General features: G+C 67.5%; 26 protein-coding genes. 1 reads left to right on the top strand and 25 read right to left on the bottom strand.

What is annotated here, in order from left to right; genetic code table 11:
• Window positions 1–183: 183 nt before the first annotated feature.
• Complete coding sequence (locus FB548_RS11465; protein ID WP_142124913.1) at window positions 184–1,167, bottom strand: GGDEF domain-containing protein; 984 nt, start codon at window positions 1,165–1,167, stop codon at window positions 184–186.
• A gap of 266 nt (window positions 1,168–1,433) precedes the next feature.
• On the opposite strand from FB548_RS11465, the gene FB548_RS11460 reads away from it, so the two are divergent.
• The gene (locus FB548_RS11460) at window positions 1,434–2,063 is read left to right on the top strand and encodes a hypothetical protein (RefSeq protein WP_142124912.1); all 630 of its coding nucleotides are present in this window, start codon (window positions 1,434–1,436) and stop codon (window positions 2,061–2,063) included.
• 78 nt (window positions 2,064–2,141) lie between these two features.
• Here FB548_RS11460 and FB548_RS11455 read toward each other — a convergent pair whose 3' ends face one another.
• The 24 genes from FB548_RS11455 to fliD form a co-directional block, all read right to left on the bottom strand.
• Window positions 2,142–2,414: a hypothetical protein gene (locus FB548_RS11455; RefSeq protein WP_142124911.1), complete on the bottom strand. Its 273-nt coding sequence runs from the start codon at window positions 2,412–2,414 to the stop codon at window positions 2,142–2,144.
• Window positions 2,415–2,533: 119 nt separating this feature from the next.
• Entirely contained in the window at window positions 2,534–3,124 is a 591-nt protein-coding gene (locus FB548_RS11450) for a TetR/AcrR family transcriptional regulator (RefSeq protein WP_185742087.1), read from the bottom strand.
• 211 nt (window positions 3,125–3,335) lie between these two features.
• Window positions 3,336–4,127 carry a flagellar biosynthetic protein FliR gene (gene fliR, locus FB548_RS11445; RefSeq protein WP_142124909.1) on the bottom strand — a complete coding sequence of 264 codons (792 nt, stop codon included), beginning with the start codon at window positions 4,125–4,127 and terminating at the stop codon, window positions 3,336–3,338.
• An 18-nt stretch (window positions 4,128–4,145) separates the two neighbouring features.
• Entirely contained in the window at window positions 4,146–4,415 is a 270-nt protein-coding gene (locus FB548_RS11440) for a flagellar biosynthetic protein FliQ (RefSeq protein WP_142124908.1), read from the bottom strand.
• 10 nt (window positions 4,416–4,425) lie between these two features.
• Complete coding sequence (gene fliP / locus FB548_RS11435) at window positions 4,426–5,244, bottom strand: flagellar type III secretion system pore protein FliP (RefSeq protein WP_142124907.1); 819 nt, start codon at window positions 5,242–5,244, stop codon at window positions 4,426–4,428.
• A 1-nt stretch (window position 5,245) separates the two neighbouring features.
• Window positions 5,246–5,638 carry a flagellar biosynthetic protein FliO gene (gene fliO, locus FB548_RS11430; RefSeq protein ID WP_142125054.1) on the bottom strand — a complete coding sequence of 131 codons (393 nt, stop codon included), beginning with the start codon at window positions 5,636–5,638 and terminating at the stop codon, window positions 5,246–5,248.
• A 10-nt stretch (window positions 5,639–5,648) separates the two neighbouring features.
• A complete protein-coding gene (gene fliN / locus FB548_RS11425; protein ID WP_142124906.1) occupies window positions 5,649–5,993 on the bottom strand; it encodes a flagellar motor switch protein FliN in 345 nt (114 codons plus the stop codon).
• Window positions 5,990–7,030, bottom strand: a complete 1,041-nt coding sequence (gene fliM / locus FB548_RS11420) for a flagellar motor switch protein FliM (protein ID WP_142124905.1) — start codon at window positions 7,028–7,030, stop codon at window positions 5,990–5,992. The genes fliN and fliM overlap by 4 nt, the downstream gene beginning before the upstream one ends.
• A 15-nt stretch (window positions 7,031–7,045) precedes the next feature.
• A complete protein-coding gene (locus FB548_RS11415) occupies window positions 7,046–7,573 on the bottom strand; it encodes a flagellar basal body-associated FliL family protein (protein WP_142124904.1) in 528 nt (175 codons plus the stop codon).
• 236 nt (window positions 7,574–7,809) lie between these two features.
• Window positions 7,810–9,078 carry a flagellar hook-length control protein FliK gene (locus FB548_RS11410; RefSeq protein ID WP_142124903.1) on the bottom strand — a complete coding sequence of 423 codons (1,269 nt, stop codon included), beginning with the start codon at window positions 9,076–9,078 and terminating at the stop codon, window positions 7,810–7,812.
• Window positions 9,078–9,530: a flagellar export protein FliJ gene (gene fliJ / locus FB548_RS11405; protein WP_142124902.1), complete on the bottom strand. Its 453-nt coding sequence runs from the start codon at window positions 9,528–9,530 to the stop codon at window positions 9,078–9,080. The genes FB548_RS11410 and fliJ overlap by 1 nt, the downstream gene beginning before the upstream one ends.
• An 18-nt stretch (window positions 9,531–9,548) precedes the next feature.
• On the bottom strand, window positions 9,549–10,946 hold the full coding sequence (gene fliI, locus FB548_RS11400; RefSeq protein WP_142124901.1) for a flagellar protein export ATPase FliI: 1,398 nt from the start codon (window positions 10,944–10,946) through the stop codon (window positions 9,549–9,551).
• Window positions 10,943–11,560 carry a FliH/SctL family protein gene (locus tag FB548_RS11395; RefSeq protein WP_142124900.1) on the bottom strand — a complete coding sequence of 206 codons (618 nt, stop codon included), beginning with the start codon at window positions 11,558–11,560 and terminating at the stop codon, window positions 10,943–10,945. Before FB548_RS11395 ends, fliI begins: the two co-directional genes overlap by 4 nt.
• A complete protein-coding gene (gene fliG, locus FB548_RS11390; protein ID WP_142124899.1) occupies window positions 11,557–12,567 on the bottom strand; it encodes a flagellar motor switch protein FliG in 1,011 nt (336 codons plus the stop codon). Before fliG ends, FB548_RS11395 begins: the two co-directional genes overlap by 4 nt.
• Window positions 12,560–14,233, bottom strand: a complete 1,674-nt coding sequence (gene fliF, locus FB548_RS11385) for a flagellar basal-body MS-ring/collar protein FliF (RefSeq protein ID WP_142124898.1) — start codon at window positions 14,231–14,233, stop codon at window positions 12,560–12,562. The genes fliG and fliF overlap by 8 nt, the downstream gene beginning before the upstream one ends.
• A gap of 87 nt (window positions 14,234–14,320) precedes the next feature.
• Window positions 14,321–14,680, bottom strand: a complete 360-nt coding sequence (fliE, locus tag FB548_RS11380; RefSeq protein ID WP_142124897.1) for a flagellar hook-basal body complex protein FliE — start codon at window positions 14,678–14,680, stop codon at window positions 14,321–14,323.
• Window positions 14,681–14,757: 77 nt separating this feature from the next.
• A complete protein-coding gene (locus FB548_RS11375; RefSeq protein ID WP_142124896.1) occupies window positions 14,758–16,218 on the bottom strand; it encodes a sigma-54 dependent transcriptional regulator in 1,461 nt (486 codons plus the stop codon).
• Window positions 16,211–16,591 (bottom strand): response regulator transcription factor, encoded by a 381-nt coding sequence (locus FB548_RS11370; protein ID WP_142124895.1) that lies wholly within the window; start codon window positions 16,589–16,591, stop codon window positions 16,211–16,213. The genes FB548_RS11375 and FB548_RS11370 overlap by 8 nt, the downstream gene beginning before the upstream one ends.
• A gap of 18 nt (window positions 16,592–16,609) precedes the next feature.
• Complete coding sequence (gene rpoN, locus FB548_RS11365) at window positions 16,610–18,034, bottom strand: RNA polymerase factor sigma-54 (protein WP_142124894.1); 1,425 nt, start codon at window positions 18,032–18,034, stop codon at window positions 16,610–16,612.
• A gap of 237 nt (window positions 18,035–18,271) precedes the next feature.
• The gene (locus FB548_RS11360; RefSeq protein ID WP_142124893.1) at window positions 18,272–18,904 is read right to left on the bottom strand and encodes a response regulator transcription factor; all 633 of its coding nucleotides are present in this window, start codon (window positions 18,902–18,904) and stop codon (window positions 18,272–18,274) included.
• A gap of 216 nt (window positions 18,905–19,120) precedes the next feature.
• A complete protein-coding gene (locus FB548_RS11355; protein WP_142124892.1) occupies window positions 19,121–19,711 on the bottom strand; it encodes a PilZ domain-containing protein in 591 nt (196 codons plus the stop codon).
• A gap of 3 nt (window positions 19,712–19,714) precedes the next feature.
• Window positions 19,715–20,020, bottom strand: coding sequence for a hypothetical protein (locus tag FB548_RS11350; protein ID WP_142124891.1), 306 nt, complete (start codon window positions 20,018–20,020; stop codon window positions 19,715–19,717).
• Complete coding sequence (fliS, locus tag FB548_RS11345) at window positions 20,017–20,433, bottom strand: flagellar export chaperone FliS (protein ID WP_142124890.1); 417 nt, start codon at window positions 20,431–20,433, stop codon at window positions 20,017–20,019. The genes FB548_RS11350 and fliS overlap by 4 nt, the downstream gene beginning before the upstream one ends.
• 54 nt (window positions 20,434–20,487) lie before the next feature.
• A complete protein-coding gene (gene fliD / locus FB548_RS11340; protein ID WP_142124889.1) occupies window positions 20,488–21,852 on the bottom strand; it encodes a flagellar filament capping protein FliD in 1,365 nt (454 codons plus the stop codon).
• Between the last annotated feature and the right edge of the window lie 260 nt (window positions 21,853–22,112).

The following is a 22,112-nucleotide window of genomic DNA, read 5'->3' as shown; positions in this document are numbered from 1 at the left end:
CGGGCCGCCCGATCGGATGAACTCGATCCCGTCATTCCAGCGAGTACAGGAATCCATCGCCTGTGAGTGCCGGGACTTCCAGGGCAAGAGCAGATGGGTCCCGGCGTTCGCCGGGACAATGGGAGGGGGACCTGGGCGTGATGAGCGCGATGCCGCGGGTCGGCCACGCGATCCCACGCACGCCTAGAACAGGTCGTCGGCGATCACGTAGCTGTCGCGACCGGCCGACTTCGCGCGGTAGAGCGCGGCGTCGGCGCGCGAGAACCAGTCGTGCCAGGTTTTCTCGTGTTCGCGCAGCAGGGCTGCGCCCAGCGAGATGGTGATGCGTCCGCCCGGACCGCGCAGTGAGGCACGCACGGCTTTGCGCAGCCGTTCGGTCGTGGTGTCGAGATCTTCGATGTTGTCCAGTTCCAGCAAGGCGACGAACTCTTCGCCTCCGAAGCGGAACACCTGGTCGTTGCGCCGCATTTCGAAACGCAGGATAGAGGCGAGGTCGGCGATGGCGGCATCACCGGCGGCATGTCCGTACTGGTCGTTGACGTCCTTGAAACGGTCCAGGTCGAGCACGACCAGCCCGTAGTTGCGTCCGGTCCGCTGGAACGTGTCCACCGCATCCGCAAGCGCGCGCTCCATGCTGCGCCGGTTGGGTACGCCGGTCAGGGCATCGATCGCGGCCAGCTTCTCCAGCCGCGCCCGGTCCCCCTGCGTGCGCTTGGCGAAGATGTACGAGAATCCGGTGATCAGCAGCACGCTGACCGCCACGGACGTGGCGTGGAATCCGTCGTGGAAGAAGTCGGGCAGCAATTGCACGCCGAAGAGGATGACAAGGTTGGCGGAGGCCGCCAGCCAGCGATTGGCGATGAAGAAGTTGGTCAGCAGCACCAGGTAGATCCACGTCAGTGCGGTGTGTCCCGCCAGCAGGCACGCGGCCAGGGTGCCTGCCGAGTTCAGCACGCACAGGGCTGCGCCGGCCCGGGCGCTGTCGCCGGTTCGCCATGCGTAAAGCACAGGCAGCATGACGCAGGCGACGATCGCGAAGTCCAGCCAGGCGAGGGCGTGCTGCCCGCTGAGCCAGCGATAGATGCCGAAGACGGTGATGGTGACGCCCGTGATCGAACCCAGCAGGATGATGATGTCGAGGCGGAAGTCGCGGCGGGTCGGCTTCATGGCGAGGGCCGGATGTGCCGGGGGGCGGGATGCTTCTTCGTCGTTCAAGCGTTCACGCGATCGCAGCAAGTCGGCGGAGATGGACCACCGCGCAGTGTATGCGGTTGCCTGTGGGTGGGCGTGACCCGTGTCACGCTTGGGTGCAACGGGTGACCACGATCGGACGCCATGAGTCGCCCTGGTTCGCATTACATTTCGCGCGCTGCGTCATTGCGTATTCAGTGCGTCGGGCCAAGACTCCGCCCACCGTGAAGGAGGAGCAGAGCATGAACATGTTGGCGCGCTGGGTAGTGGTGATGGCGGTTGCCGGTGCTGCGGTGGGGAGCGTCCAGCCCATCCATGCGCAGACTGTGGGTTACAACATCCGGACAGGCGATGTGTGGGTCGACACCCGGCTGGGTGAGATCAACGACTACGGACGCCGGTACCGGGATCCGTTCGTTTCAGAGATGACCGGGCACTATGGCGCGCCGCGCTCGCTGGTCCTGGACCTGCTTGATCGTCGCGGCTGGGCGCCGGCCGATGTGTACTTCGCCTGCGCCATCGCGCGCGCGCTTGGCATTCCCTGCCTGGATGTGGTGCAACGTTATGAGCGCAATCCGGGTCAGGGCTGGGGCAATCTCGCCAAGCAGATGGGCATCAAGCCCGGATCGTCGGCCTTCCACGCCCTGAAGAACGGCGCGGTGGGCACCTACGACCGCTGGGGCTACCCCATCCGCATCGACCAGCGCACCAGCGTGGACTGGTCCAAGCACGGTCCCGGCCAGGGCAAGCGTGCAGGTGGCGCGAAGCCTGCGCAGGCCAGCCAAGGCGGGAAGCCTGTCCATGCCGACCATCCCGGCAAGGGCAACAGCGGGAAGGGCAACGGCAACAAGGGTAACGGCCGCGACAAGTAGCCTTATGTGCGTTGCCTGATCCAGCGACAACGGCCGCCGACGCGGCCGTTGTCGCGTCTGTCCTTGCGCTTGCGGGCATCACCCGGCTTTCCAGCGCACCACCCACACCACGCCCGCCGCCAGATTCAGCAGCATGCCGGCGATGGTCAACGCGTAGGCCACCCTCGGGCTGCCCGCGATGGGCAGCAGGGTCAACAGTGACCATGGCAAGGCCAGCAACCAGGCGAATGCGTGCGCGAGGGGGTCGGGCCGCAGCCCCAGCAGTTGATGCTCGGAGACATGGATCAGTCCCAGCGCGCCAACGCAGCACAGCAGATAGAGAGCGAGCACGGCGCAGGAGGTGGCGCGCATGGAGGTTCCTTGCGCAGGAGCGGGCGCGATCAGCATGACACCTTGAACCACCCCAGGATGGCCCGTGGCCCGACATGTCCAGCGGGCTTCCGATATACGGCGCCCAGGCGCGCTGCGGCTCAGGCCGTCAGCGCTTCCAGTGTCTTGAATACCTGTGGCACGGCCATGGCCGGGGTGCCGCCATTGACGGAGACGGCGCGCAGGCCGTGCTGGTAGCTCTGCCAGATCATCTCATCCGCATGCTGGATGTCCACGCCGCGGAATTCGCCCGCGGCCATGCCGCGGCTGAGCTCCTGGCGCACCGGCTCGCGCATCCGGCGCAGTGCGGTGTTCATTTCCGCCTCCACGCTCGGGGACCAACGCGCCGACACGCTCCACAAAGCCGGGAACGCGATGAAATTGGCGGCGTCCTCGCGTGCCATCCAGAAATAGAAATCGAGGATGCGCTGGGCATGCGTAGACCCCTGCGGGCGCTCCACCATGGGCGCCTTGCGCGCGGTGTAGTCGCGGATCAGCAGGGTTGCGATGATGTCCGCCTTCGTTTCGAAGTGCAGGATCACACCGCGGGCACTAAGTCCGGTTTCTTCGCCCAGGTCCATCAGGGTGGTCTGGTCGAAGCCCTTGGTGAAAAAAAGCCTGCGCGCAGCGATGAGCACGGCTTCCCGGGTCTCCTGGCTGGTACGGCGCTTGTGGGTAGGGCTTGGACTCACAGGCATTCTCCGGTTCGCGGGGGAAACTCTCCTGCGTCGGCCTGGACCTGGGTCCAGACCGTGCGCTGGCGTATGTGGCGCCTCCCTCAGCCCCATTCTGCACAGATTCATGCATTTAGTGGAACAGGGGGCGCACACATCGTGTGAAACCCGCACGCCGGGGCCTGAACGGCAGGCGCCGGGTGCTCCGAAGAGAATAACCGCAGTTTCGTTACGCGCTGATTTGCCGCGCTGCATCAAACGAAAGGTCGAAGATGCGTTGTACCGGCGGCCCCAGCTCGCCTGCCAGCAGCGCCAGCAGGAACAACCCCAGCAACAGGGCCGTGGGCAGGCCCAGCTGGATGGGATTGAGGGCCGGCGCGGCGCGACCCAGCACGCCGAACGCTAGGTTCACCGCAAGCATCGCCACCATCACCGGCAGCGCCAGCCCGACCGCGGCACGCAGGATGTGGCTGAACAGCATCGGCGCGACTTCGAGCATCTGCTGCACATCCGGCAGCGAGGTGCCGATCGGCAGCGAGCGATAGCTGTCCACGAGCAGCGACACCAGGGCAAGGTGGCCATTAGCGGTGAAGAACAGCAGGCCGAATGCCAGGTAGAACCATTGGCCGACGACACCGGAGTTCACGCCGCGCAGCGGATCGGACATCTGGGCGAAGGCCAGGCCCGTGCCCTGCGAGATCAGTTCGCCCGCCAACGCGCCGGCTTCGAACGCCAGCCGCAGCATGAAGCCCATGCTCGCGCCGACGGCAAGTTCGCGCGCCACGTTGAGCACGGTGCTGGCGTCGAAGGCGATCCGATCCGGCGTGCCCGGAAGCAGCGGTGCGAGCGCCATCGCCAGCGCGCCGGCGATGATGACCCGCACCCGTACCGAGACCGCACGCGTGCCGATCAACGGTGCCGCCATCAGCAGTGCGCCGGTGCGCAGCATCGTCCACAGGATGGCGTTGACCATGCCGAAGGCCTGCTGGCCATCGATGACCATCTGGGTCGCGGGATCCATCGCGTCGCGTCCGCGTCGTCAGCCGATCAGATGAGGCAACCGCTGGAACAGGCTGGTCGTGTATTCGACCAGCACGCCGAGCAGGTAGCTGCCGGTGGCGAACAGCGCCGCAGTCAGCGCGATCGCCTTGGCGACGAAGGCGATGGTGGGCTCATTGAGTTGTGTCGCCGCCTGGATCACGCCGACCACCACGCCGACGATCAGCACCACGAGCAACAGCGGGCCACCGACCCACAGGGCGATTTCCAGGCCGTCACGCAGTTCGGTAAGGGCAAGTTCGGGACTCATCGCGTGCTCCTCAGACGCCGTTGAAGCTGGCGGCCAGCGAGCCGACGATCAATACCCAGCCGTCCACCAGCACGAACAGCAGGATCTTGAACGGTGCGGACACCAGCATCGGCGACAGCATCATCATGCCCATCGACATCAGCACGCTGGCGACCACCAGGTCGATGATCACGAAGGGAATGAAGATCAGGAAGCCGATCTCGAACGCGGTCTTCAATTCGCTGGTGATGAACGAGGCCACCACGATCGGGAACGGCACGTCCGCCGGGCTGGCATAGCTGCCGTGACCGGCAAGACCGGCGAAGGTCATCAGGTCGGTTTCGCGTACCTGCGCCAGCATGAAGTCGCGCAGCGGCCCGGTGGTCATTGTCCACGCAGTGGAGAAATCGATCTGGCCGTTGAGGTAGGGCGCCATGCCCTGCGCCCACGCCTTTTCGCCCACCGGCATCATCACCAGCATGGTCAGGAACAGCGCCAGCCCCACCAGCACCTGGTTGGACGGCGTCTGTCCGGTTCCCAGCGCCTGCCGCAGCAGGCCGAGCACGATGATGATGCGGGTGAACGCGGTCATCGCCAGCAGCGCGGACGGGATCAGCGTGATCGCCGTCATCAGCAGCAGCGTCTGCAACGGCAGGCTGACGGTGTTGTCGCCGATCTGGCCCACGTTGACCTTGGGCAGGGCAGGCAGGGTCGGTGCGGTCGGCGCGGCGGGCGTCGCCGCAGGTGCGGGGTTCTGCGCCGGTGCGGCGGCGGGGGCCGTCTGCGCCAGCGCCAGCACCGGTGCGCACAGCCACAGCAGGCAGATCAGGGAAAGAACGAAACGGCGCATGTCAGCTCTCTCTGCGCAGGCGCTTGGCCAGCAACTCGGCGAAATTCGGCATCGTCGGCGCAGGCGCGACGACCAGGGGTTCGGGCAGCGTGTGCAAGGCCGTGATGCCGCCAGCGGTGACGCCGATCAGCAGTTGCTGCTTGCCCACCTCGATCACCATCACGCGCTCCTTGGTGCCCACTGACAGCATGGACACCACGCGAAGCTGTTCGCTGGGCCGGATGCCCAGGCCGGCGCCCGGCATGCGCTTGAGCAGCCAGGCCATGCCCAGGATCAGGCCAAGCACCAGGATCAGGCCGACCAGCGCACCGCCGATGCCGGGCGTGGACGGCGCGTGCTGGCCGATCTTCTGTACGGGTGCCGCAGCGGTGGCGAGCAGGGCGAAGGCGTGCATGGACATCGGCTCAGCGCAGGCGACGGATGCGTTCGCTGGGGCTGACCACGTCGGTCAGGCGCACGCCGAAACGGTCGTTCACCACCACGACTTCGCCATGCGCGATAAGCGTGCCGTTGACGAACACGTCCAGGGGTTCACCGGCGCCGCGCTCCAGCTCCACCACCGAGCCCTGGTTGAGCTGCAGCAGGTTGCGAATCGGCATGCGGGTGCGGCCGACTTCCAGCGACAGCGTGACCGGCACGTCGAGGATCACGTCCAGGCTCATGTCGTTGTCGCCGTCGTTGTCCTGCACGGGGGCATCCGCGCTGGTGTCGCCGAAGGCGGCGAGGGTGTCTTCGTTCTCGGGAATCATGGTGTGGCGTCCTGGAAGGCGACGGGTGTCAGGGCGTGGCGGGGAGGCGTGGCGTGCTTGTGATGGCTGCCCGGCGGGTGCTTGGCGGTGATCTTCACCGCGTTGTTGCCGTTGGAGATGCCGAACTCGCCGGTGAATACCGGCACCTGTTCGACGCACACCGGCACCGACTTGGGCAGGTCGATGGGCAGGATGTCGCCCACCTTCAACCGGGTCAGCTGGCGCAGGTTGATGCGCTTCTCCGCCAGTACGCTGGAGACGGTGACTTCGGCGCCGCGCAGCTGCTCGTGCAGGGTGACGCGGAAGCTGTCGTCGTCGTGTACGCGGTCGGACTGGATGCCGGCGTCGAGCAGTTCGCGGATCGGTTCCAGCATCGAATACGGCAGCGTCACGTGCAGGTCGCCGCCGCCGCCATCGAGTTCCACATGGAAGCGGCTCACGACCACGTACTCGCGGGGACTGACGATGTTGGCGAAGTGCGGATTGACCTCGCTGGTGATGTACTCGAAGTCCACCGGCATCACCGGCGCCCAGGCATCGACCAGGTCGGTGAAGGTCTGCTTCAACAGCAACTGGATCACCCGCATCTCGGTGGCGGTGAACTCACGGCCTTCGATCTTGGCCGGATAGCGACCGTCGCCGCCGAAGAAGTTGTCCACCATGGTGAACACCAGCTTCGGTTCGAACACGATCAGGCCCACGCCGCGCAGCGGCTTGAACTTGATCAGGTTGAGGTTGGTGGGTACGTACAGGGAGTGCAGGTAGTCACCGAACTTGATGGTTTCGATGCCGCGCACCGACAGTTCGGCCGAGCGCCGCAGCAGATTGAACAGACCGATGCGCCACGTGCGCACGAAACGCTCGTTGATCATCTCCAGCGTCGGCAGCCGGCCGCGCACGATGCGGTCCTGGCTGGCGAAGTCGTAGGTGCGCGCGATGGTGGGATCGACCGGCGGTTCTTCGGTCTCGATCGCGCCGGTATCGACGCCGTTGAGCAGCGCGTCGATCTCGTCTTGCGACAGCAGGTCACTGTTCATGGCGGCGCGGCTCCGTCACTGCATCACGAAGCTGGTGAACAACAGGGAGTCTGCGGAGGGCTTGCCGGTTTCGGCCACCAGCAGCGCTTTCACTTCCGAGAGTGCGCTGTTCTGGAGTCGCTCCTTGCCTTCCCGGCTCATCAGGCCGGCGGCATCCTGCTGCGCGAACAGCATCAGCAGGCGCGCGCGGATGGCGGGCGCATGCAGTTCGATGGCCTTGAGCGATTCGGGGTCGCGGGTCATCAGCTGCACCTCGACCTGCAGGTAGCGTGCGCCGCCCGTTTCGCCGACAAGGTTGACCACGAACGGCGGCTCCAGCGCGAAGTACTGGGCGGGCGCGGGAACCTCGCCGGGACTCTTGGCCTTGGGGGCATCGGCTTTCACTTCCGCGCCGGCATGGCTGGCGAAGTACCACGCACCACCGCCAGCGGCGCCGGCCGCGACCAGTGCCACCAGCCCGATGGTCAGCAGCGACTTGCCGCCCTTGGGCTTGTCGCCCTTGTCGGCCTTGGATTTGCTTGCGTTCTTGTCGGCGGCTGCCACGGCGGTGGATCTCCTGAGGGGTCAGTCCAGGGGATGCAAGTGGCGTGCCGTGATGGGCAGGAGAGCCCGACGGGGTTTTGACGGGGATGCCTTCTGTAGGAGCGACGTGAGTCGCGACCGCACGTCATGGCGGTCCAGAAACGGTGTGCGCGCAAGGATGGCCGCGTAGGCCGGAGCCCATGGCGCCGAATTTCCGCGGTCGCGACTCACGTCGCTCCTACAGGAACAGCGACCCGTCAGGCGTAGGCGTCCACCAGTCCCCGCGCCGTCATGCGGACGGTACGTGGTGTCTCGGGGCCGGCGTCGCTGGTGTCTGCGGCGCCTTCACCGTGCGGCGCAGTGCCGCCCTGCGACGGCGGAGCATGCTGCTGGCCGACATCGGCGTGGGCCAGTTGGAAGCCGTGTTGGCCCAGCATGTCGCGCAGCTTGGGCAGGCTGTTTTCCAGCGCCTGCCTGACGTCCGCCTGGGCGCTGGAGAAGTCGGCGTGCACGCGGTCGCCTTCCAGTCGCAGGCGGATCTCCACGGTGCCCAGGTCGTTCGGGGTCACCTTGATGTGCGCATGGCCGATCTTCTGGTCGGCCATCCAGCGCACCGCATCGGCGACGTCCTCGTCGAAGTGGCCGCCATGCAGGTCGGCGCTCGGTGCTTCCATCGCATTGACGGTCTCCGTGCGCGCCAGGCCGAGCGGGGCGTTCGACGCGCCGACGCCGGCGAGGAGCGTGCCGGTGGGCGAAGTGGTGGTCTCCGCGTCGTCGTTGCGCAGGGCATCGATGATGTCGCGGCCGAGGTTGATCACCTCCGGTATCGCGGCGCCGGCCTGGCCGGTGGCCAGGTGGGCAGTGAAGGAGAGCAGGTTCTGCAGCGGCGCCTTGGCCAGGTTGTCCATCGTGGCGGTCGCCGTGGGCAACGCTGTCGCGGTCGCGTCAGCGGTGGTTGCGGTGGCGGTTGCGGCATTCTGGAGGTCGGGGACGCCCGGGTTGTCGACTCCTGCGTTGGCCTGGGCCGGCAAGGTGCTGGCCGGCGAGGTCGGCAAAAGGACGCGACTGCCGGCCGACGGGGCATCGGGTGAGGAGGGCGCCTCCGCAGGCAGGGCGCCGCCGAGCAGTGGGTCGCCCAACAGCGGATTGCCCAGCGGATCGGTCGGCACCATAGCGACGCCAGGATCGGACGGCAGAGCGACGCGTGTCGGTACCGGAAGATCCGGCAGCATGAGCGTTGAGACGGGAGTCTCCCGGGTGTCCTGATCGTCCGTTGCGTGCGCCGCCTTGTCGGGACTGCGCTTGGCGGTGTGCGCAGGGGGCAGGGCGGTCTCCTGCCCCTCGTCGCGCCGGGGCGCGGGCTTTAGCGCGGGAGCGTCTTCACGCATTGCCGGGCGACGCACCATCTCGTCGAAGCTGGGCTTCGCCGGCTCCGATGCGCCTTCCCGCGTCTGCGCGACGCCACCCACCGTGGCGGGCGACACCGTCTTGCCAGCAGAAGGCAGCGAAGCCATCGGGGATGGCATCAGGCTTCCTCGCTTTCCTGCGCGGTGGCGGCCAGTCGCGCCCGGCGCGCACCCAGGTCATCCATCTCGCGCTGGTCGCGCCGTTCCACCACCTGTCGTTCCTGGGCCCGGTAGCTGGCGGCGAGCTGTTCGAGCACCTGCTTGTCGCGGCTGGCCAGCAACAGGCGGTCGCGTTCGATGTCCACGCTGCTGCGGCTGCGGTCGACGTTCTGCAGTTGCTGCGCCAGCGCCTGGTCGATGCGTTCCAGGAAGGCACGGCGATTGGCCAGCTGCGCCGGGCTGGTGGCGGCCATCTGGCTGTTGGCGTACTCCTCGGCGTACTGCCGCAGTTCCTCCAGGCGCGACTCGTGCTGCGCCAGCGTGCTCTGGCGCTCGGCCAGGTCGCGGGCAACGGAATCCTCGTGTTCCTGCGCGCGGCGCAACAGCGGATCGATTCGGCGGGACTGCATCATGGCGGGGATTCCTTGGCGTTACTGCGGGCTGCGCGGCGTGGGGATGCCGGCAGCGACGTTGCGTTGGACCAGCGATTCGAGGGCGGCACGGCTGCTGGGCAAGTCGGCTGCGCGCGCCACGTCCTGGCCCAGGAATTCGACGATCTCCGGCCAGCGTTCCAGCGCTTCGTCCACGGTGGGATCGTTGCCGCGCTGGTAGGCGCCGATGGCGATCAGGTCGCGGTTGCTGTTGTAGGCGGACAGCAGGCGCTTGAGTTTGCGGATGCGGTCGCGCCAGGTTTCGTCGGCGATCTCGGTGACCACGCGGCTGACCGATGATTCCACGTCGATGGCCGGATACAGGCCGCTGTCGGCCACGCGGCGGGAGAGCAGGATGTGGCCGTCGAGGATGGCGCGCGCGGCATCGGCGATCGGATCCTGCGGATCGTCGCCTTCGGTCAGCACGGTGTAGAACGCGGTGATGGAACCGCGTCCTTTCGCACCATTGCCGGCACGCTCCACCAGCGCGGGCAGGCGCGCGAACACCGACGGCGGATAGCCGCGCGTGGTGGGCGGCTCGCCCACCGACAGGCCGATCTCGCGCTGCGCCTGGGCGAAGCGGGTCAGTGAATCCATCAGCAGCAGCACGTTGAGGCCCTGGTCGCGGAACCACTCGGCGATGGCGGTGGCGCGATACGCACCCTGCAGGCGGGCCAGCGGCGGCCGGTCGGCCGGGCTTGCGACGACCACAGCGCGCGCCAGGCCTACCGGGCCGAGCGTGCTTTCCACGAAGTCGCGCACTTCACGGCCGCGTTCGCCGATCAGGCCGACGACGATCACGTCGGCGGCGGTATAGCGGGTCATCATGCCCAGCAGCGTGGACTTGCCGACGCCGGAACCGGCGAACAGGCCCACGCGCTGGCCACGGCCGATGGGCAACAGCGCGTTGATCGCGCGCACGCCGACATCGAGGGGTTGGGTGATCGGTTCGCGCGACAGCGGGTTGATCGTCACGCCCGCGAGGCTGACGCTGCCTTCCGCGCGGATCGGGCCACGACCGTCCAGCGGAACGCCGTCGCTGTCGATCACGCGCCCCAGCAGCCCTTCGCCGACCTCCACGCCGCCGCGGCGGCGCGAAGGCACCACGCGCGCATTCGGCAGCAGGCCGTGCAGTTCGGCGCTGGGCATCAGGTAGGTGCGTTCGCCCGAGAAGCCGACGACTTCGGCATCCACCCAGCCGCCATCGACGACTTCCACCTTGCAGGTGGCTCCCATCGGTGCTTCGCAGCCGATGGCTTCCAGGGTGAGGCCGACGGCACGGCGCAGGATGCCCTCGCGGATCAGGCCGCGGCCGCCGAGTTCGGGATTGATCTGCGACAGGCGCGCAGACAGGCGCAGGTCGCGTGCGGTCAGCCATTCCAGCGGTTGGGCGCTCATGCGCGCGTGCTCCGGTTGAGCACGGTTTCCAGCGCGCCGCGCAGGCGGGCTTCAAGGGTGCCGTCGATGCGGACGCTTTCGGCGTGCACGCGCAGGTCGCCGCGGCTGAGCGAGGTGTCCGCGGTCAGTCGCGTACCCGGGGCCATGGCCAGCACGGGAGTGAGGGCCGCGATATCGTCGGGATGCAGGCGCAGTTCGACTTCGCGCTGTGCGCCGCCGACAGCATCCAGTGCACTGGTCGCCAGTTCCTGCAGCAGGACCGGGTCGGTCTGATAGGCGCGTCCCACCAGTGCGCCGGCAATGCGCACGGCGAGTTCGGACAGGGCGCCGACGACTTCATTCTCGAGTCGATCCAGCGGACGCGAGAAGTTGTCGAGGATGCCCTCCATCTGTGCGGCCAACCGGCGGACTTCGGTCTGGCCGGTCGCGAAGCCTTCGGCATGGCCTTCGGCCAACCCGCGTTCGAGGCCTTCGCGGTATGCGGCATCCTGGATGGCCTGGATCTCTTCGATCGTCGGCGGTACCAGCGGCGGTGCTTCCGGTTCGGGGGCGGATGCCGCGACGACGACATCGAGCGGCGCCGGCATCCAGCGCAACGGCGACGCCGCGCTCATACCATTTCCTCGGCGCCGGCCATCAGCGAGATCACGCCCTGGTCAGCCAGGCGGCGCACGATGGCGAGGATTTCCTTCTGCGCGCCTTCCACGTCGGACAGGCGCACGGGGCCACGGGCCTCCATGTCTTCGACCAGGATCTGCGCGGCGCGCTGGGACATGTTGCGGGTGATCTTTTCCTTCACCTTGGCATCGGCGCCGCGCAGCGCCAGGCCCAGGCGGTCGTTCGGCACTTCGCGCAGGAGCGCCTGCAGTTCGCGGTCGCCCAGGTCGGCCAGGTTGTCGAACACGAACATCAGATCCTGGATGCGTGCACCCAGGTCGGCGTCGACCTGGGTGATGTTGCCGAGGATGAGCTGGTCCTGGCCGGAGTCCATGAAATTGAGGATGTTCGCCGCGACCTTGACCCCGCCGATGCTGGAGGCCTTGAGGTTCTGGTTGCCGGCGAACTGGCGCTCCATGATCTCGTTGAGTTCGTTCAGCGCATTCGGCGGGATGCCGTCCAGCGTGGCGATGCGCAGCAGCACGTCGGTGCGGGTGCGCTCGGGCAGCAGCTTGAGGGTGTCGGCGGCCTGATCGCTGTCCAGGTGGGCCAGTACGATGGCGATGATCTGCGGATGTTCGTTGCGCACCAGATCGGAGATCGCGCGCGGGTCCATCCACTTCAGTGTGTCCAGGCCGGTGGTGTTGCGGCCCAGCAGGATGCGGTCGATCAGGCTGCCGGCCTTGTCTTCGCCCAGTGCCTGCACCAGTACCTTGCGCACGTAGTCGTCGGCGCCCATGCCCAGCGAGGTCTGCTTGTCCAGCGATTCGCCGAACGTGGCCATGACCTGCATCACCTGCTCGCGGCTGACGCCGGAAATGGTGGCCATGGCGATGCCGAGCTTCTGCACCTCCTTGGCGTTCATGTGCTTGAGCACTTCGGCGGCATCTTCCTCGCCGAGGGAGAGCAGCAGCACGGCCGCGCGCTGCACGCCGTTGAGTGCCGGTTCCTGTGCGTTATTCATCACTGGCCACCCAGTCCTTCACTACCTGCGCCACCTGCTTGGAATCTGTCTTTACTGCTTCGCGCGCCTGGCGCAGGCGGTCTTCGTAGGCATCGGAGGGCAGGGCGCGCATCGGCGGCAGGGCGTCGTGCGACAGCGTGGCCAAGGCGCCAGCATCCATGTCGTCCTCGTCCATCACGGTGACGTCGATGCCGTCTTCCTCGTCCTGCGTCTTCCGCCTGGTGGCCGGATGGATGATCTGGCGCATGGCCGGGCGCAGCACGCCGAACAGCAGCGCGATGACGACCAGCGCACCGAGGCCATAGCGGGCGATGTCGCGCAGCATCGGGTTGTGCAGCCAAGGGCTTTCCCAGAAAGGCACGTCCACCGGGGCTTCGGTCTCACGCACGAACGGCGCGTTCATCACCGAGACCGAGTCGCCGCGCGCGGCGTCGAAGCCCACGGCTTCCTTCACCAGCGCTTCGATGCGGGCCAGGGTGGCGGCGTCCAGCGCGGTCATGACGACTTTGCCGTTCTCGCCGGTACGCGGCACGTGGTCGACCAGCACGGCGGCGGTGACGCGGCGCACCCGGCCGGCAGGCTGGCGCGTGTGCTGCAGCGTGCGGTCCATTTCGAAGTTGCGGGTGGCACTGCTGCTGGTTTCGACCGGCGCGGCGGGATTGGGCGCGGCGGCCGCGTTGGGGCCGGGCGGCGTGTTGCTGGTGGCGCCGGGCACGCCTTCCGGACCGGTGCCGGCGACGCTGTTCTGGCTGACCTGCTCGCTGCGGATCTTGGCCGGATCATTGGCGAAGGTCTCGCGCGCCTCCTCGGTGACCGAGAAGTCCATGTCCACCGCGACTTCGGCATTCACGCGGCCGGGGCCGGTGAGCGGCTCCAGCAGTTCGCGGATGCGGTCGTTGAACGAGGTTTCCAGCTTGCGCACGCGCTCGAACTGGGCGGCGTTGAGCGCGGCTTCGCTGTTCGGGTCGCTGATGGTCAGCATGCGGCCGCTCTGGTCGACCACGGTGACGCGTTCCGGTGCAAGGTCGGGGATGCTGGACGACACCAGGTGCACGATGGCATCCACCTGGTTGCGTTCCAGCAGGGCGCCCGAGCGCAGATCCAGCACCACGGACGCACTAGCGACTTCGCGCTGGCGGGTGAAGGCGCTGGGCTTGGGAATGGCGAGGTGTACGCGTGCGTCGCGCACCGGGCGCAGGGTGGTGATGGTGCGCACCAGTTCGGTTTCCAGCGCGTGCTGGTAGCGCGCGTTCTCGACGAACTGGCTGACGCCGAAGCCCGGATCGCGCTCCATCATCTCGAAGCCGAGGCGTCCGCTTTCGGCCAGGCCGGCGCCGGCCAGCTTCAGGCGGGCGTCGTGCAGGTTTTCTTCCGGTACCGAAATGGCGCCGCTGGCCTGGTCCAGTTGGAACGGGATCTGCGCGGCGCGCAGCATGTCGGTGGCTTCGGCGGTGGCCTTGGCGTCCAGGCCGGTGTACAGCGGCGTGTAGGCCGGCTTCTGCGACCAGAAGAACACCATCATGCCCACGGCGACCGCACCGGCGATCAGCAGCAGCGTACCCATCTGCTTGAACACGCGCGCGTCCTGGATCCTGGTCAGCGCCGCGCCTGCCTTGTCGGCGGTCAGCGATTCCTTCAGGGCTTCCTTGGAAAGGGTCAGGGCCATGGTGGTGCGGTTCCTGCGCGGTCGGCTCGGTGGAGTGGGGCGGTCAGCGGTCGGGCATTGCGGCGGCGGGCTTTACAGCGGCGGGACCTACAAAGGCATGTTCATGACGTCCTGGTACGCCTGCACCAGGCGGTTGCGGACTTCCACCGTTGCGCGGAAGGCCACCTGCGACTGCTGCGCGGCCACCATCACCCGTGCCAGGTCCGCGCGCGGGTCGCCCAGTTCGAAGGCTTGCGCGAGCGCGCCGGACGTCTTCTGCGCTTCGTTCACGCCTTGCAGCGCGTTCTGCAGGGTGTCGCCGAAACTCGGCGCCTTGACGCCCGGCTGTTCAAGCCCCACCCGGTTCGGGGTGAATGCACCCGGGTTCGGCATCGGCTCGAGGGCACGCGTACCGACCTGGTGCTGGTAACTGCGGATCTGCGAGAGGATGGAGGAGACGTCGGACATGGGCGGGTGCTTCGGTCGTCGGGGTGTCTTGTCAGATCAGTTGCAAGACCCGTGCCGGAAACGCCGTCCGTCGCCAGTCAGTTTTCCGTCGCCAGGGCGACCTCTTCTCGCTCGATGCCGTACTTGCGCAGCTTCTCCACCAGCGTGGTGCGGCGCAGGCCCAGCAGTTGCGCGGCGTGCGCGACCACGCCACCGGCGCGGTCCAGTGCATCGCGGATCAGGTTCAGCTCGATCTGCGCGATGTGTTCGCGCAGGTCGATGCCGGATTCGGGCAGGCGGTCGGCCGGCGACACGGCGGCGGCCACGACGGCGGTCGGCAGCGGGGCCGGCGCAGCGGCCACCGGTGAAGGGGCCGGCGCCTGGGCGACTAGCGCCTCCACGCCGTCCGGCTGGTAGCGCTTGGGCAGGTCGGCCACGCGCACCAGTCCGCCCGGATGCAGTACCGCAAGCCGTTCGACCAGATTGGTCAGCTCACGTACGTTGCCCGGCCACGCGTACAGGCGCAGCGCCTGCAGCGTCTCGTTGGCGAAGCGCACTTCACCGCGACCGGTGCGTGCCAGTTGCGTGGCGATGGTGGTGACCAGGTCGGGCAGGTCGTCGGCGCGCTCGCGCAGCGCCGGCATCTCGATGGGGAACACATTGAGACGGTAGAACAGGTCTTCGCGGAAGTGGCCGTCGGCGATGCGCGCTTCCAGGTTGCGATGGGTCGCGGCGATCACGCGCACATTGCAGCGAATGGTCTGGTTACCGCCCACGCGTTCGAAGCTGCGCTCCTGCAGCACGCGCAGCAGCTTGACCTGCATGGGCAGGCTCATGTCGCCGATCTCGTCCAGCAGCAGGGTGCCGCCCTCGGCCATCTCGAAACGGCCTTTGCGGGCACTGAGCGCGCCGGTGAAGGCACCCTTCTCGTGGCCGAACAGTTCGCTTTCCAGCAGGTCCGGCGGAATGGCACCGCAGTTGATGGCGACGAACGGCCCGTCGCGGCGCGGCGACTGGTCGTGGATGGCACGCGCCACCACTTCCTTGCCGGTGCCGGATTCGCCCAGCACCAGCACGGTGGTGTCGAAGCTGGCGACCTGTTCGATCATGCGGCGCAGGCGGGTGACGGCCGGGCTGGTGCCGGTCGGGCCGCTGGTGCTGACCTGCTGCGCCTGGTGTTCGGTATCCAGCCGCTTCAGGCTGGCGCGGCGCAGGCAGGCTTCCAGCTGCGCGTGGCGGATGGGGCTTTCCAGCGTCCATACACCGGCGTGGTGCAGGCCGTGCGCGGCGGCGAAGGCGGCGGTGTCGCCTTCCATCAGCAGCACCGGCGGCGGCAGTTGCGCCTTGCCCAGCCAGGCGAAGAACGCGTCGGCGGCCTTGCCATCGTCGAGGGTGCCGACGACGATCGCCAGCCAGTCGTGCGGGCGCTGGCGGCGCACATCCACGTCACCGGCGCTGGCGACCCAGCGGGGTGTCAGGTCCATGAATTCGAGCAGGCCGGCCAGGCGTTCGGCACGCGTGGCGTCGGCATCGATGACGAGGATGCGGGATTCACTCATGGCGGCTGTCTTTGAACCTTTCGAGGATGGGCAAGACTTCCTGGATATAGGAAAGCTTGCTGACGAATTCGTCGGCACCGGCGCGCATCGCGTGTTCGCGGTGCTCGGCGTCGTCGAAATGGCTGGCGATCACGATGAAGGGCGGTGCGTCCTGCGTCTTGATGAGGCGGGTAGCCTGCAGGCCCCCCATCTCCGGCATGGCCAGGTCCATCAGCACGACGTCCGGACGCAGGGTCTCGGAGCGTTCGATGGCTTCCAGGCCGTTGCTGGCGCGGCCCACGATGTCCAGCCACTCCACCTTGCGCAGGTGGCGCAGGGCGGCGTTGATGAAACCTTCGTGGTCGTCCACCAGCAATACGGTGATCTTGCTCATTGCGGTCGTGCTCCGTTCTTATCCGGCCTTGGCCAAGACCGGTACGGTAGCGCGTCGGCGTTCCCGGGCGGGAGCGATATCGAGCTGTTCCCGGTACTTCGCCACAGTTCTGCGGGCAATGTGGATGCCCTGGCGGGCCAGCAGGCCGGCGATGGCCTCGTCGGCCAGCGGCTTGCCGGCCGGTTCGGAATCGATCAGGCGGCGCACCATGGCGCGCACGGCCGGTCCGGACACGTTGGCCCCTTCCAGGCGCACCGCGAAGAAGTGCTTGAGCTCGAACGTGCCGCGCGGCGTCTGCATGTACTTGCCGGTGGTGATGCGCGAAACGGTGGATTCGTGCATGCCGATGGCGTCGGCGATTTCCTTCAGCGTCAGCGGGGCCATCGCTTCATCGCCCTGGGCCAGGAAACCGGCCTGGCGCTCGACGATGGCGCGGGCCGTCCGCAGCAGGGTGTCGTAACGGATCGAAAGGCCACGGGTCAGCCAGCGCGCTTCCTGCAGCAGCTCGCGCAGCTTGCCGGCGCCTTCGGAGGCTCCGGCCTGGTCCAGTGCGCGTTCCTGCATCGGATTGACCCGCACGCGCGGCGTGGTCGCCGGGTTCAGGGCCACGCGCCAGGCGCAGTCGGCATGCCAGGCGACCACGTCCGGGACGATGTAGCCGGTGGGTGCCGGCGCCAGCGACGCGCCGGGGCGCGCATCCAGCGACAGCACCAGGCGCACGCCTTCCATCACCTGGTCGAGTTCCAGGTCCATCAGGCGGGCGAGGGCGTCGTACTCGTGTGCGGCCAGCAGCGCCAGGCCTTCGGTGACGATGCGGCGGGCGACGTGGCGGCCGGGCACGCGGCCCTGCAGGCAGTCCAGCTGTACCTGCAGGCACTCGCGCACGTCGGCGGCGGCCAGGCCGGGGAATTCGCCCCGCAACAGACGCGCGCGAAGCTGCAGTGCGGCGCCGGTGGTCACGTCGAAGCGGGCCGAGGCCAGTAGCGCCAGGGTGTCGGGCGCCTGCTCAAGGTAGCCGGCGTCGTTGGTGTGCTCGAGCCAGAAGGCGACCACGTCCAGCGCGCGGTCGTCCAGCTCCAGCGCGAGGCGGTCGAGCACGCGCACGTGCGGGTCGCTGGATTCGCCGGCTTCGACCCGCTGCATGCGGTCGTCGTCGCCGTCCTGCCAGTTGGCGCCTGCCACGTCCCACAGGCTGGATTCGGGCAGTTCATCGAACGCGGCGGCATCGAGGGCGGCGGCGTCCTGCGCCGGCAGCACGTCGATCTCGGCGGCCGTCTCGGCATCCTGCGCTTCCTCGACTTCCAGGAGCGGATTGAGGTCCAGTGCGCGGCGCACTTCCATCTCCAGCTGCAGGCCGTCCAGCTGCAGCAGCCGGATCGACTGCAGCAGCTGCGGCGTCAGGTGGAGTTGCTGGCCGAGCTGGGTGGAAAGTCCCGTCTTCATTCCCGTTGTCCCCGATTCGATGGCGTGCCGAGGTCGGCTTCACATCGTGTGAACACTTTGGGCGCCCGGTGACGGAAAAAAAATCAGGGCGTTTCTGGTTGTGCTGCGGGCACGCCCCACTGGCCGTCAGGGTTTCCCCTACAGCGTCGGGTTATCGTCGATGGGAAGTGCCCGTCAGGGCGGTGCGGCAACGGGAATCCGTCGCCGGCGAGGTCATCCACGCCGTACCTGCAAGGCTCAGGCCAGTTCGTTCTGGTGGCGTGCGGCCAGCAACAGCAGATCGTTGGCGCGACGGCAGCCCAGCGATTCCATCATCCGTGCACGGTGGGTTTCCACCGTCTTCACGCTGATGCCGAGTTGGGCCGCGATTTCCTTGCTGCTCATGCCGCTGCCCAGCTGGCGCAGGATCTCGCGTTGCCGCGGCGACAGCGCGGCGATGCCGGTGGGACGCTGCGGGTTGAGCATCGGCGCCAGCATCTTCGAGGACACCTGCGGACTCAGGAACACCTGGCCGCTGGCGGCGGCGCGCAGGGCGAGTTCGAGTTCCATCGGCGCCGCTTCCTTGACCACGAAACCGGCGCAGCCGCGGTCCAGCGCCACGCGCACCTGGGTGGGATCGTTGTGCATGGACATGATCACCACGCGGGTCTGCGGCAGCGATTCGCGCAGCAGCGGCAGCAGATCGAGTCCGCTGCGGTCGGGCAGGGAGAGGTCGAGCAGGATCAGGTCCGGGCGGTGGATCGCCGCCATGTCCAGCGCCTGTTGCGCGTTGCAGGCCTCGGCCACGACGTCAACGTCGGGCAATGACTGCAGCAGCCGGCCGATGCCGGCGCGGACCAGAGTGTGGTCGTCGACGATGAGTACACGCACAGGGAAGAACCAGTCGATATCGCGTTGCTTAGTGATGTCACGATAGCCGCGCTGTCCCCGTGCGCCAATTCAGAATCGCGATGGAAAAGTGAAACCACGACATAAGTCACACTTGTGGTGACCGTGTTCCCGTGAAAAGGGCGAATACCGCAATCGCGGCGTGTGATGCATGCACATCGCAGGTGTCGCGGTGCGCGTGCATGCGCGAAAAGGTGGCTACGGACGAACCGCGTGCTGGGACTGGCGGGCTTCGGCGATCTGGCGGCGATGCAGGCGGAACAGGTGGCGGTCCATCGCTTCGGCAAGGCCGGCGCCCAAAGCTTCGAACTGCAGCCAGAGGTGTTGCATGCCTTGCGAGCCTTCGGCCTGGGCCAGCAGCGTGGCAGGCAATTCGATGTGGTCGCTCAACCAGGTGGCGGGCTGCATGGTCACCACGCCGGAGATGCCGACGGCCAGTTCCTGCGGCGAGGCGACATCAAGGCGCAGGCCACGGTGCGACCAGCGCAACGGGGTGGCGGGCAGGGTTTCATGCTGGCTGCGCGCCAGCCGGCCGAGCAGCGACAGCACCAGGTCCAGCTTGGCTTCGATGCGCTGCTGCGTGGGAGTGGCTTCCTTGCGGTCGTCCGGGTCTTCGCCGCGCACGTCCTCGGCGACAGCCAGGCCTTTCAGCAAGGCCTCCGACGGGCCCTGCATCAGGACCCGTGCACCCGCATCAAAGCGCGTGGGCAACACCACCTCGCAGGTAAGCGCGCCATCGAACAGCGCGTGCTCGGCAGGGTGCTCCACGAGGATGATCGAAGCGGTCATGGCTCACCCCTCGACAACGGAAAGATAGGCGCGCGCGGCGCGGTCGGCGCTCTGGTTGACGTGCATGCGGATACGCACCTGTTCGCGCGCATCCTGCATCGACTTCTGGAGTTCCAGTTGCGCACGCAGCAACACGGCCAGCGCGTCGTAACCCGCGGAGCGGCCCCCATCGGCATGCAGGAAAGCGCGCACGTCATGGTCGTGACGGTTGAGCAGGCGCTCGACGTCCTCCAGTTCGCCCGCGTGCAGGGCGTGACGCATGCCGTCGAGCTGGGCGAAGAGGTCGTCGAGGGCCGGTGTGGCGTTCATCGCGCGGCGGCCATGGCCGGGGGCTGGCGCTGCTCGGAGGGAATGGCGTTCCAGGCGGACTCGATCTCACCCAACAGGTCGAGCGACTCGCGCAGTGCGGCTGCATCGTTGTGCAGGTTGGCATCGATCAGGCGCGTCTGCACGTAGTCGTACAGTGCGGAGAGACTGCCTGCGATTTCGCCGCCCGCCTCATGGTCCAGCGATCCATTGAGGTGCCCGATGATCGCGCACGCTTCGCCGATCGCCTTGCCCTTGCGTGCCAGGTCGCCACGTTCCATGCACGCGTCCGCCAGTCGCAGGCGTTCGCAGGCACCCGACAGCAGCAGGGCCACCAGGCGATGCGGATCGGCGTCCATGACGGCACTGCTGAGGCCGGTGTTGCGGTACTGGGCGGCGTACGAATGCGATGACATTCCATTTTCTCCTGCGATCCCCGCGCGTCACCCGACGGCGGCTCGGATCGGCGGTTATCCGGTCTGGTTGGCGAGCGAGGCGAGTTGCTGGGCCAGGTAGCTGCTGGTGCTGCTCATCTGGGCGACCATCGAATCCATCGCCACGAACTGGGCCTTGTAACGGTTGCCGACGGCTTCCATGCGCGCATCCAGCGCCAGGCGCTGCGTGGCGACGTCCTTGATCTGGGCATTCAGGCCGCTGGTGCGCTGGGTGAAAGCCCCATTGGTGCCGATGTAGCTGCCAACGGCCGCCTGCAGCTTGCCCGCGAAGCCGCTGTCGCCGGTGAAGGCGCTGCGGATCTTCTCCGGGTCGCTGACCAGCGCGGCGGTGAACTTGCTGCTGTCGAATACCAGGGTGCCGTCGGAAGACGGATAGCCCTTGGTCTGCAGCCCCAGCGTCTTGGCGTCCAAGCCCTGCGAGGCGAGGTCGCCCAGCACGCCGCTCAGCACGCTCCTCAACTGGCCCGAGGCGCTGCGCATCTGCGCATCGCCGGTCAGGGCAGAAGGCTCGTCGCTTTCGGCGTTGTACTTGGTCGACGTGTTGATGGCGCCGATGGCCGCGTTGTACGCGGTCACGAAATCCTGGATCAGCTTGCTGGCGGCAGCGGTGTCGGTGGACACGGTGACCGTGCTGGTGCCCTTCGTCTTCACGTCCAGGGTCAGGCCGGGCACCGCGTCGGTGATCTTGTTGCCGCTGGCGGTGACGGTCAGGCCGTCGATCTTCACTTCGGCATCGGCGGCGGGGACGCGTTCCTGCAGGCTGGCAGCCAGCGCCTGCAGGTCGCTGCCGCCGGAGGTGAACGCGAGCGAGATGCCGTTGGCCGCGCCGGTCTTGTCGGACGACACGGACAGGTAGAGCCCGTCATTGGACGTCAACACGCTCGCCTGCACGCCCTTGCTGCGGGCGGCGTCGTTGATCGCGCTGCGGACATCCTGCAGCGTGCTGTCCGCGGCGATGTCGATGGCCAGCGCCTCGCCACCGACCGTCAGCGTCAATTGACCGGCGCCGAAGGTCGTGCCGGCCGTCACCGGCTGGCTGGTGATCCATTTGTTGGCGGTGGCCAGTTCGACCACTTCGACCGCATACGTGCCGTTGGGCGTCCCGCTGCCCACCGTGGCGCCAACCACCGTGTCGGTGGCGGACTTGACGGTGCGGGTGTCGAAGGCGGTGGCGGCCTTCAGCGCGGTCAGGGCCTTGTCGAGGTTGCTGAAGGCGGAACTGACCGTGCCCAGTGCGGACAGCTTGAACTTGGCCTGGCTTTCGATGCGGGTCAGGCGGTTCTCAGCGGGCGCGCGATCGGCAGCCACCAGCTGGGACACCATGCCGTTGATGTCCATCCCGGTGCCGATGCCGCCATAACCCAGCGAATAGTCTGCCATTGCCGTCTCCTGTCAGTGCCCTTCCGAAAAAGGGTGGCCGGGCGGGCCTGGCATCCGCTACCGGATGGGGCCCGCCCGTGCAGTTTCAGTAGCGGCCTGCCGCGGCCGTTCTTTAGCCCGCATCTCTCCGTCTCCCACCGCCGCCGTGGGTCCGGCGACTGGTGAGAAATGCGGGCGCAGGAGCTGATGCAGGGTTTGTGCCAGAAAGCGGTGATTCGTGATTGGTGATTCGTGAGGCGGCAACTCGCAGAATCCCGCTC

The sequence above is a fragment of the Pseudoxanthomonas sp. 3HH-4 genome (assembly GCF_006716465.1).
In the GTDB taxonomy this organism is placed as follows: Bacteria; Pseudomonadota; Gammaproteobacteria; order Xanthomonadales; family Xanthomonadaceae; genus Pseudoxanthomonas_A.
Note: the sequence above shows the minus strand (reverse complement) of the source record. Positions and strands in the feature narration are given on the sequence as shown.

What these genes read in the sequence shown, in the direction of transcription:
- fliE (WP_142124897.1), bottom strand. Translation starts at nt 14,680, where the DNA reads ATGTCCGACGTCTCCTCCATCCTCTCGCAGATCCGCAGTTACCAGCAC.
- fliP (WP_142124907.1), bottom strand. Translation starts at nt 5,244, where the DNA reads ATGCGCCGTTTCGTTCTTTCCCTGATCTGCCTGCTGTGGCTGTGCGCA.
- FB548_RS11395 (WP_142124900.1), bottom strand. Translation starts at nt 11,560, where the DNA reads ATGAGCGCGGCGTCGCCGTTGCGCTGGATGCCGGCGCCGCTCGATGTC.
- fliD (WP_142124889.1), bottom strand. Translation starts at nt 21,852, where the DNA reads ATGGCAGACTATTCGCTGGGTTATGGCGGCATCGGCACCGGGATGGAC.
- FB548_RS11350 (WP_142124891.1), bottom strand. Translation starts at nt 20,020, where the DNA reads ATGAACGCCACACCGGCCCTCGACGACCTCTTCGCCCAGCTCGACGGC.
- FB548_RS11355 (WP_142124892.1), bottom strand. Translation starts at nt 19,711, where the DNA reads ATGACCGCTTCGATCATCCTCGTGGAGCACCCTGCCGAGCACGCGCTG.
- fliI (WP_142124901.1), bottom strand. Translation starts at nt 10,946, where the DNA reads ATGAGCGCCCAACCGCTGGAATGGCTGACCGCACGCGACCTGCGCCTG.
- fliO (WP_142125054.1), bottom strand. Translation starts at nt 5,638, where the DNA reads ATGCACGCCTTCGCCCTGCTCGCCACCGCTGCGGCACCCGTACAGAAG.
- fliJ (WP_142124902.1), bottom strand. Translation starts at nt 9,530, where the DNA reads ATGATGCAGTCCCGCCGAATCGATCCGCTGTTGCGCCGCGCGCAGGAA.
- fliF (WP_142124898.1), bottom strand. Translation starts at nt 14,233, where the DNA reads ATGGCCCTGACCCTTTCCAAGGAAGCCCTGAAGGAATCGCTGACCGCC.
- FB548_RS11460 (WP_142124912.1), top strand. Translation starts at nt 1,434, where the DNA reads ATGAACATGTTGGCGCGCTGGGTAGTGGTGATGGCGGTTGCCGGTGCT.
- fliG (WP_142124899.1), bottom strand. Translation starts at nt 12,567, where the DNA reads ATGAATAACGCACAGGAACCGGCACTCAACGGCGTGCAGCGCGCGGCC.
- FB548_RS11455 (WP_142124911.1), bottom strand. Translation starts at nt 2,414, where the DNA reads ATGCGCGCCACCTCCTGCGCCGTGCTCGCTCTCTATCTGCTGTGCTGC.
- FB548_RS11440 (WP_142124908.1), bottom strand. Translation starts at nt 4,415, where the DNA reads ATGAGTCCCGAACTTGCCCTTACCGAACTGCGTGACGGCCTGGAAATC.
- fliN (WP_142124906.1), bottom strand. Translation starts at nt 5,993, where the DNA reads ATGATTCCCGAGAACGAAGACACCCTCGCCGCCTTCGGCGACACCAGC.
- fliS (WP_142124890.1), bottom strand. Translation starts at nt 20,433, where the DNA reads ATGTCATCGCATTCGTACGCCGCCCAGTACCGCAACACCGGCCTCAGC.
- rpoN (WP_142124894.1), bottom strand. Translation starts at nt 18,034, where the DNA reads ATGAAGACGGGACTTTCCACCCAGCTCGGCCAGCAACTCCACCTGACG.
- fliR (WP_142124909.1), bottom strand. Translation starts at nt 4,127, where the DNA reads ATGGATCCCGCGACCCAGATGGTCATCGATGGCCAGCAGGCCTTCGGC.
- FB548_RS11465 (WP_142124913.1), bottom strand. Translation starts at nt 1,167, where the DNA reads ATGAAGCCGACCCGCCGCGACTTCCGCCTCGACATCATCATCCTGCTG.
- fliM (WP_142124905.1), bottom strand. Translation starts at nt 7,030, where the DNA reads ATGAACAGTGACCTGCTGTCGCAAGACGAGATCGACGCGCTGCTCAAC.
- FB548_RS11370 (WP_142124895.1), bottom strand. Translation starts at nt 16,591, where the DNA reads ATGAGCAAGATCACCGTATTGCTGGTGGACGACCACGAAGGTTTCATC.
- FB548_RS11410 (WP_142124903.1), bottom strand. Translation starts at nt 9,078, where the DNA reads ATGCCATCCCCGATGGCTTCGCTGCCTTCTGCTGGCAAGACGGTGTCG.
- FB548_RS11375 (WP_142124896.1), bottom strand. Translation starts at nt 16,218, where the DNA reads ATGAGTGAATCCCGCATCCTCGTCATCGATGCCGACGCCACGCGTGCC.